The sequence below is a fragment of the Pseudoalteromonas sp. SG41-5 genome, assembly GCF_014164495.1.
GTDB classification, from domain to species: Bacteria; Pseudomonadota; Gammaproteobacteria; order Enterobacterales; family Alteromonadaceae; genus Pseudoalteromonas; species Pseudoalteromonas rhizosphaerae.
In genome coordinates, this window is the sequence record NZ_JACJFH010000024.1 from 46,034 (window position 1) to 54,713 (window position 8,680).

An 8,680-nucleotide genomic window follows, 5' to 3' on the forward strand; every position below is an offset into this window, starting at 1 on the left:
TTACGGGCTTTTTTATGCCAATAATGCACTGGTAATTTATACAGTGCTCTGGCATTATTAGCGTACTTAACTATTTACACTGATTGGGCAAGTATTGGCTATTATTTTAGGGATTGATCCTGGCTCACGATTAACCGGTTATGGGGTGATTGCCCATCAAGGTGCTAAATTTACTTATTTAGGCAGCGGTTGTATAAAACTGGCCGACCACGAGTTTCCTATTCGATTAAAAATGATTTATCAGGGGATCAGTCAACTAATCGAACAATTCTCTCCCGATCATTTTGCCATTGAAAAAGTATTTATGGCGCATAATCCTGATTCAGCTCTTAAATTAGGCCAAGCCAGAGGGGCTGCAATTGTTGGTGCGGCAATGGCTGAGTTACCGGTGTTTGAATACTCGGCGCGGCAAATTAAACAAGCGGTGGTAGGGCACGGTGGTGCCGATAAATCGCAAGTGCAGCATATGGTTAAAAATATTTTAAAATTACCAGGCACACCGCAAGCGGATGCAGCAGATGCATTAGCCATTGCGATATGCCATGCTCATTCCGATCAAAATTTAATAAAACTAGCGGGCAGTGCCAGTAAAACCGTTAGAGGACGATTAAGGAAATAACATGATAGGTCGCTTAAATGGCATCTTAGTAGAAAAACAACCGCCAGAAATTTTGCTTGAAGTAAGCGGTGTTGGTTACGAAGTTAACATGCCGATGACGTGTTTTTATGATTTACCAAACATTGGCGAAAATGCCATTGTGTATACTCATTTTGTAGTAAGAGAAGACGCCCAGTTATTATTTGGCTTTAATAATAAAATAGAGCGAGCATTATTTAGAGAGCTATTAAAAGCCAATGGCGTTGGGCCAAAGCTCGGATTAGCAATACTTTCAGGGATGTCGGCTAAGCAATTTGTTAGCTGTGTGAATAACGAAGATGCCACCAGTTTAGTGAAACTGCCAGGTGTAGGTAAAAAAACCGCAGAGCGCCTGGTACTTGAAATGAAAGACCGATTAAAAGATTGGGGTAATGACTTATTCACGCCATTTAGTGATAATGCAGTTATAGAGCCCGCCTCTGACGCACTTATTGCTAATAATGCGGCAGATGATGCAATCTCTGCGTTAGTGTCATTAGGTTATAAATTGGCGCAAGCACAAAAAACAGTAAAATCAGTGGCCAAGCCTGGTATGTCTACAGAGGTTCTGATCAAAGAATCTCTAAAATCAATGTTGTGAGTAAACCATGATTGAAGCGGATCGTTTAATAGATGCGACTGAACAAAGTAATGAAGATGTAGTCGATCGCGCGATTAGACCAAAACTATTAGCCGATTATACTGGTCAGCCCCATGTTAAACAGCAAATGGAAATATTTATAGAAGCTGCACGGAGTCGGGGTGAAGCGCTTGATCATTTATTAATATTTGGTCCGCCGGGTTTGGGTAAAACCACACTAGCAAACATTGTTGCCAATGAGCTGAATGTCAGTATTAAAACAACCTCGGGTCCAGTGCTTGAAAAAGCCGGTGATTTAGCCGCACTACTGACCAATTTAGAAGAAGGCGATGTACTTTTTATTGATGAAATACATAGGCTAAGCCCGCAAGTTGAAGAAATACTCTATCCTGCAATGGAAGATTATCAACTCGATTTAATGATTGGTGAAGGGCCCGCAGCTCGTTCCATTAAGCTCGATTTACCCGCTTTTACCTTAATTGGCGCAACCACTCGCGCAGGCTCGTTAACTTCACCACTTAGAGACCGTTTTGGTATTGTGCAGCGTTTAGAGTTTTATTCGGTGGCAGATTTATCGACTATAGTGGGGCGCTCTGCTCATTATTTAAATTTAGCCATGTGTGATGAAGGTGCCATTGAAATTGCTAAACGCTCTCGTGGTACGCCACGTATCGCTAATCGATTATTACGCCGGGTACGAGATTACACGCAAGTTAAATCAGACGGTACTGTAAATGCCGAAGTGGCAGAGCTGGCACTTAATATGATTGATGTCGATAAAAGCGGCTTTGATTATATGGACCGTAAATATTTACTCGCGATCATTGAAAAGTTTATGGGGGGGCCGGTAGGGTTAGACAACTTAGCCGCCGCCATCGGTGAAGAAAAAGAAACCATTGAAGATGTGATCGAGCCTTACCTCATCCAGCAAGGATTTATCCAACGTACGCCAAGAGGGCGTATTGTGTCTGATAACGCCTATCATCACTTTGGCTTATTACCCAAACAAGAATAAAGTACATTTATTGTAGCTGTATGCGTGCGTATGGCTGCAAACCCACCTCATACATCTTCTATACTGTTCTTTTAGCCACTATTCAAATGTCTATTTTGCTGTGTTTAAGTTAATCGCGTGATTAGCATATTACTTAAAGTTTAGATTATTTAGTTATTTGGGCTAATGCAATTCACATACTGTTAAGTTTGTAAACGATATTGTATGCGCCATAGCGAGGTAGTGCTGTGCGTGATTTGCAGGCAAAAAAAAGCCCGCATAAAATGCGGGCAAACAACAAGTTGAAGGAAGTAATCTAAGTAACACTGCTTAAATTCATCAAGTTTTATCAAGAAGACTTTAAGCGTAGCAATACGAAAAATCAGAATCATATTGCAAAGAACTGGGCTGAATGAAGTATTCATTGCTGCGCTAGCTCGGTATGGGAGAATAATACGCAATAGTTGGTTTTTGTTCAAACTAGAAAAATTTAATTTTCAGATAAAAAAAACTAATAGCAAGATTTTTATGAGCGCTTTATTTTTGTTCATAAAATTCACGGTCGTATATTAATCTATTGAATTTGTGATGTTTTATTTGTTTGAATGATTTTTTTATAGATTAGTTAAACTGTTGCAATGACTATGCTTATAGTCAATTATGCTTGTTTATTCATTAAGAGTGAATAAAGAGGGTGTTTTACACAGTTTTTGTTTATAAATAAGCACCCCAGCATGTATTTACCTCGGCAGTACAATCTTAAATTGTTGCGTCAAGATTGCCGAACAAGGCTATAAAACTGGAGTCAGCCTGCTCTTCAACGTTTTTTGTTGCTAATTCACAGCAATAGCGTTGTCAGTACTGAGCTGAATAGATACACTAGTTGCAACTTTTGGCCATTTTTTCGGTCATATACCTAGCGTATAATGAAATGTTATTTATACAAGAAATCTTATTAGGAGTTTAATGTGGGTTCAGGGCTTAATTTTTTAGATTTAATTCTAGAAGCAAGTTTTCTTGTGCAATTAGTTATGCTGGCATTATTAGCTATGTCAGTGATGTCATGGGCAATTATTTTTCAGCGTAAAAAAGCAATTTCGGATGCATTATCCAATACTAAGCGATTTGAGCAAAAATTTTGGTCAGGCATTGATTTAAGTAAACTCTACAATGAGATCTCATCGCGTAGCGGTAGCTCAACCGGCGTTGAAGCATTATTTATAGCAGGTTTTAAAGAGTTTGCTCGTCATAAGAAAAACTCTTTTCAAAGTGCTAGCATTGTAATGGAAGGGACGCATCGTTCAATGCGAGTTGCGTTATCTCGCGAAATCGAAAAATTAGAATCAAGTTTATCGTTTTTAGCAACAGTGGGGTCTATCAGCCCTTACATTGGTTTGTTTGGTACTGTATGGGGCATTATGAATGCTTTTATCGCGTTAGGCGAAGTTAAGCAAGCAACCTTACAAATGGTTGCCCCAGGTATAGCTGAAGCGCTTATTGCAACAGCTATGGGTTTATTCGCTGCTATTCCAGCGGTTATTGCATACAACCGTTTTGCTAATAGAGTTGAAAAGCTAGAATCTAACTACATTAACTTTATGGAAGAGTTTGCAAATATTTTACACCGTCAAGCAGCTACCCAAATAGAGGCAAAAGCGAATGTATCAGCGTAAGAAGCGTCGTCCTGTTGCAGAGATAAACGTAGTTCCTTACATTGATGTAATGCTGGTGCTACTGATTATTTTTATGGCCACTGCGCCTTTGATCACTCATGGCGTTAAAGTTGATTTGCCAAAAATGGAAGAATCAGATTTAGTTGATACTAAAGATACGCCACCGATCATTGCTTCAATTGATGCACAAGGTAAGTACTATGTCAGTATCGGTACTGATCCAGAAGAACCGATGGAAGCATTAGATGTTGCCGCTGTTATCAAGTTGCAACTGATGAAAAACCCAGAAACCCCAGTGATGATCAAAGGCTCAGGTAAAGTATCGTATCAAGAAGTACTATTATTGATGGATTTCTTAAAAAATGCCGGTGTACCTTCAGTTGGATTAATGACTGAATCGTTTGAAGGGAATAAAAGCTAATATGGGTCCTTCAGTATTAAAATCAGTGCTATTGCACCTCGCTATAGTTGGCGTTTTGATTGGAACCGCGAGTTTTCATACTTCACCGCCTACAGTAATGGAAGTTACCTTGAACAAGGCTATGCCTGATGCTGAAAATGCTGTTTCAGCGGTGACTGTTGACCAGAAAATGGTTGAACAAAAAATTGCTGAGTTGAAACGCAAAGAAGATGATAAAAAACGTGCTGAAGATAAGCGCATTCGTGATTTAGAGCGTCGAGCATCTGATGCACGTAAACAGCGTGAATCTGAAGACCGCCGGATCAAAAAGTTAGAGCAAGAGCGTCGCGCGAAAGAGAAAGAAACCGCACAAGCCCAAGCTCAAGCTAAAAAAGCGCGTGAAATAGAGCAAAAAGAACGTGAAAAAGCGCAGCAGGCTGAAAAGCAAAAAGAACAAGCTGAACTTGCTGCTAAAGCTGCTGCTGAAAAACGTAAAGCAGAAGAAGAGGCTTTAAAGAAAGCTGAAGACGACCGTAAACGCGAAGAGTTAGCTGCTAAAAAACGTGCAGAAGCTGCTGAAGAGGCACGTCAAAAAGCGTTACAAGAGCAAATGCTGCAAGAGCAACTAGCTACAGAGCAAGCTGCACGTAATAAAATACGTCAGCAACAGGTAGGCACTGAGGTTGATAAATATAAAGCATTAATTATGGCGCGTATTCAGCAAAATTTATTAATTGATGAAAAGATGAAAAATCAACAATGCCGTGTGAATATTCGCTTAGGTTTTAATGGTCTGGTCACACAAGTTACATCTTTAGGTGGTGATAAGTTAGTATGTGAAGCGGCGCTTAGAGCTGTTCGTATGGCTGATACACTGCCAGTTTCTAAAGATAAAGATGTGTTTGAGCAATTAAAAAATATTAACTTAACAATTAAGCCACAATTTTAAAGGAATGGTATGTTCAACAAGTTGAAAACAGTTTGTTTAATTTTCGTTTTAGGCTTTACCAGTGTTGCAAATGCGGCACTTGAAATAGTCATAACCGAAGGCATTGATGGCGCGCGGCCTATTGCGATCGTGCCATTTAAGTATAAAGGTGTGGGGCCAATTCCACAAAAGCTCAGTGATGTGATTGCTGCGGATTTAATGCGTAGCGGTAAATTTAAACCCATTGACGTTAATGCCATGCCACAGTTACCTAGTAAAGACGCAGACGTAGACTATGGCGCTTGGGTAAATAAAGGTGTTGAAGCGATTTTAGTTGGTGAAGTCGAACAACAAACTGATGGCCGTTACTTAGTACGCTATGAGCTTATTGATGTTATCCGAGGCCAAATCACTGGCGGTGAAACGCAAATGATGAGTAACGGAAAACTCATTAAAAACCAAGATCATATTCAAGAAGCACGCGAAAGTGTGATCAGTGATACCGGTTTTAGACGTTATGCACACCGCATCAGTGATGTTATTTATGAAAAACTCACCGGTGAGCGCGGCGCATTTTTAACTAAAATTGCTTATGTGATTGTACGTGATGATGAACCAAAGCCTTACCAGTTAGTAGTTGCAGATTATGATGGTTTCAATGAGCAGGTTTTATTACGCTCGCAAGAGCCGCTTATGTCACCAGCATGGTCACCAGATGGCACTAAACTAGCGTATGTAACCTTTGAAAATCGTCAAAGCCAAATTTATATCCAAGATTTATACACTGGTAAGCGTGAACTCATAACAAGTCACCAAGGTATTAATGGTGCGCCACAATTCTCACCCGATGGTAAAAAACTACTATTGGTGCTATCAAAAGACAGAAACGGCGCTACAGAAGTGTATATGCTAGACTTAGCAACGCGTAAAGAAACCCGATTGACTAACCACCGTAGTATAGATACTGAACCGTCTTGGCATCCGAATGGTCAAGATATAGTGTTTACTTCTGAAAGGGGTGGTAATGCTCAGATTTATAAGTTAAATTTACAAACAGGTAGGTCACAACGAATGACCTTTGATGGTGATATGAATCTAGCTGGTTCTATTACCCCTGACGGCAAAGAATTAGTGATGGTTAACCGTACCAACGGGCAGTACCATCTTGCTAAGAAAGAGCTGGCTACAGGCGCATTTCAAGTGTTAACACGAACGCGCCTAGATGAGTCACCGAGCGTAGCACCAAATGGTTCGATGATCATCTATAGCACGCTACATAATAATAAGCAGGTACTAGCGCTAGTATCAATGGACGGTCGCTTTAAAGCACGGTTACCTGTGCTAAATGGACAAGTAAAGGCACCCGCGTGGTCGCCTTATTTACAGTAATTTTTGCTGGTTTACTCAATATAGGAATCTACTCAATGCAACTTAATAAAATACTTAAAGGCCTGCTAATTGCTGTGCCAGTTATGACACTAGCAGCTTGTAGCTCATCTTCGGATATCGATGAAGGTGCAGCTAATCAATCAAATCAAGCGACTGTTGAGCAAACAACTGATAATGACACTGTCGAAGTTGCGACATTAACGCCAGAGCAGCAAGCACAAGAAGAACTTCGTCAGAAGTATGACGAATTGCGTCAAGAACAAGTGATTTACTTTGGTTTTGATACTGCGACTATTCAAGGTCAGTATGGCGAATTACTTCGTGCACATGCTGAGTTTTTAGTTAAAAACCCATCTGTTAAAGTATTAATTGAAGGTCATGCTGATGAGCGTGGCACTCCTGAGTACAATATTGCACTGGGTGAGCACCGTGGCCAAGCAGTTGAAAAATACCTACAAAGTTTAGGTGTTTCTGCAAGCCAAATGTCAGTAGTGAGCTACGGTGAAGAAAAGCCGATGGTTAAATCACGTACTGAATCTGCTTTCGCTAAAAACCGCCGTGCGGTACTAGTTTACTAAATTAGAGACATTATGAAGCCGAAAATTATTTTGGCAGCCATGATATTGAGCGGGAGCACCCATGTTTGGGCTGCTCCCGCTCCTGTTTCAGAAGCTGCGAGTTCACAATCGAGTATAGAAAAACGCCTTGCTGCCCTTGAAAGTATGATGCAGTCGAGAAATTTATTACAAGTTGAGTTACAGCAACAGTTAAATAGACTGCAAGATGAAGTGAGCCAGGTTCGCGGGATCACTGAAGAGCAGACCTATAAGCTTGAAAAAGTACTGCAACGTCAACGTGAGCTGTATCAAGAAATTGAAAATCGCGTTAGCCAAGCTTACTCGCAACCTAGTGCAGAGCAACACGCAGAGCCTGTTGCATCGCAAGCTATTAGTTCTGATCTGTCTGAGAATGAGGCATACGAGCGTGCAGTGGCATTAATCATGAAGGACAAGCGCTATGATCAGGCAATTCCAGAGTTTCAAACGTTTTTAACAACGTATCCAAATTCTGTGTATGCGTCTAACGCTCATTATTGGTTAGGACAATTATTAACAATTAAAAATGATCCAGTAAAAGCATCGGAACATTTTAAAGTTGTTGTAAATGAATTTCCAAATTCAAATAAGCGTCCAGATGCCATGTTAAAGCTTGGTACTTTATTACAAGAGCAAGGTTTAGCCGAACAAGCGTCAAAAACCTTTAATGATTTACTTAACCAATACCCAAGTACAACTGCTGCAAAATTGGCCACTGATCGCCTTTCAAAAATGTAGAATCAGTTTGATTAGACTGCTTTTTGTCATAAGCGGTCTAAAATTGGTCAACTAGACATAAAAACTTAAAAAAAGAGACATTTTCTGTTGCACTCATTTTTTAAATAAGTATTATAAGCGCCCGCAGCAAACGAATGGTTCAACCACTCGAATTGCGACAAAAAGAGCGGGTCATTAGCTCAGTTGGTAGAGCAGTGGACTTTTAATCCATTGGTCGATGGTTCAAGTCCATCATGACCCACCATTCATTATTTAATAATAGAATGGTCTTTATCGGCGGATTTACGTATTAATGTTTTGTTGCATTTTGTTGCAGCAGCAGAGCGGGTCATTAGCTCAGTTGGTAGAGCAGTGGACTTTTAATCCATTGGTCGATGGTTCAAGTCCATCATGACCCACCATTCTTTATTCGTTGAATAGTAGAGTGGTTTATAATCGGCGGATCTACGCAGCGTGCTTAGGCACATCAGAGCGGGTCATTAGCTCAGTTGGTAGAGCAGTGGACTTTTAATCCATTGGTCGATGGTTCAAGTCCATCATGACCCACCATTCTTTATTCGTTGAATAGTAGAGTGGTTATAATCGGCGGATTCACGCACCGTGCTTAGGCACATCAGAGCGGGTCATTAGCTCAGTTGGTAGAGCAGTGGACTTTTAATCCATTGGTCGATGGTTCAAGTCCATCATGACCCACCATTCTTTATTCGTTGAATAGTAGAGTGGT

Annotated in this window: 9 protein-coding genes and 4 tRNA genes; all 13 read left to right on the plus strand. The window is 40.4% G+C overall.

The features are described 5' to 3' along the window. Window positions 1-94 precede the first annotated feature (94 nt). The 13 genes from ruvC (at window position 95) to H5232_RS08690 (ending at window position 8,652) form a co-directional block, all read left to right on the plus strand. Complete coding sequence (gene ruvC / locus H5232_RS08630; RefSeq protein WP_145233090.1) at window positions 95-619, plus strand: crossover junction endodeoxyribonuclease RuvC; 525 nt, start codon at window positions 95-97, stop codon at window positions 617-619. Between the two features lies 1 nt (window position 620). Further along, complete coding sequence (gene ruvA, locus H5232_RS08635; protein WP_145233091.1) at window positions 621-1,238, plus strand: Holliday junction branch migration protein RuvA; 618 nt, start codon at window positions 621-623, stop codon at window positions 1,236-1,238. Between the two features lie 7 nt (window positions 1,239-1,245). Continuing rightward, on the plus strand, window positions 1,246-2,253 hold the full coding sequence (gene ruvB, locus H5232_RS08640) for a Holliday junction branch migration DNA helicase RuvB (RefSeq protein WP_145233092.1): 1,008 nt from the start codon (window positions 1,246-1,248) through the stop codon (window positions 2,251-2,253). A gap of 947 nt (window positions 2,254-3,200) precedes the next feature. Next, window positions 3,201-3,905 carry a protein TolQ gene (tolQ, locus tag H5232_RS08645; protein WP_149982328.1) on the plus strand — a complete coding sequence of 235 codons (705 nt, stop codon included), beginning with the start codon at window positions 3,201-3,203 and terminating at the stop codon, window positions 3,903-3,905. Further along, entirely contained in the window at window positions 3,892-4,326 is a 435-nt protein-coding gene (gene tolR / locus H5232_RS08650) for a protein TolR (protein WP_149982327.1), read from the plus strand. Before tolQ ends, tolR begins: the two co-directional genes overlap by 14 nt. A 1-nt stretch (window position 4,327) precedes the next feature. Beyond that, entirely contained in the window at window positions 4,328-5,254 is a 927-nt protein-coding gene (gene tolA / locus H5232_RS08655; RefSeq protein ID WP_149982326.1) for a cell envelope integrity protein TolA, read from the plus strand. Between the two features lie 9 nt (window positions 5,255-5,263). Next, window positions 5,264-6,622 carry a Tol-Pal system beta propeller repeat protein TolB gene (gene tolB, locus H5232_RS08660; protein WP_149982325.1) on the plus strand — a complete coding sequence of 453 codons (1,359 nt, stop codon included), beginning with the start codon at window positions 5,264-5,266 and terminating at the stop codon, window positions 6,620-6,622. Window positions 6,623-6,657: 35 nt separating this feature from the next. After that, complete coding sequence (pal, locus tag H5232_RS08665; protein ID WP_149982324.1) at window positions 6,658-7,200, plus strand: peptidoglycan-associated lipoprotein Pal; 543 nt, start codon at window positions 6,658-6,660, stop codon at window positions 7,198-7,200. A 12-nt stretch (window positions 7,201-7,212) separates the two neighbouring features. Then, window positions 7,213-7,956 carry a tol-pal system protein YbgF gene (gene ybgF, locus H5232_RS08670; protein ID WP_149982323.1) on the plus strand — a complete coding sequence of 248 codons (744 nt, stop codon included), beginning with the start codon at window positions 7,213-7,215 and terminating at the stop codon, window positions 7,954-7,956. A 168-nt stretch (window positions 7,957-8,124) separates the two neighbouring features. Beyond that, a tRNA-Lys gene (locus tag H5232_RS08675) sits at window positions 8,125-8,200 on the plus strand. An 81-nt stretch (window positions 8,201-8,281) separates the two neighbouring features. Then, window positions 8,282-8,357: transfer RNA gene (locus H5232_RS08680), tRNA-Lys, on the plus strand. Window positions 8,358-8,429: 72 nt separating this feature from the next. Beyond that, a tRNA-Lys gene (locus tag H5232_RS08685) sits at window positions 8,430-8,505 on the plus strand. Window positions 8,506-8,576: 71 nt separating this feature from the next. Continuing rightward, window positions 8,577-8,652: transfer RNA gene (locus tag H5232_RS08690), tRNA-Lys, on the plus strand. Window positions 8,653-8,680 lie beyond the last annotated feature (28 nt).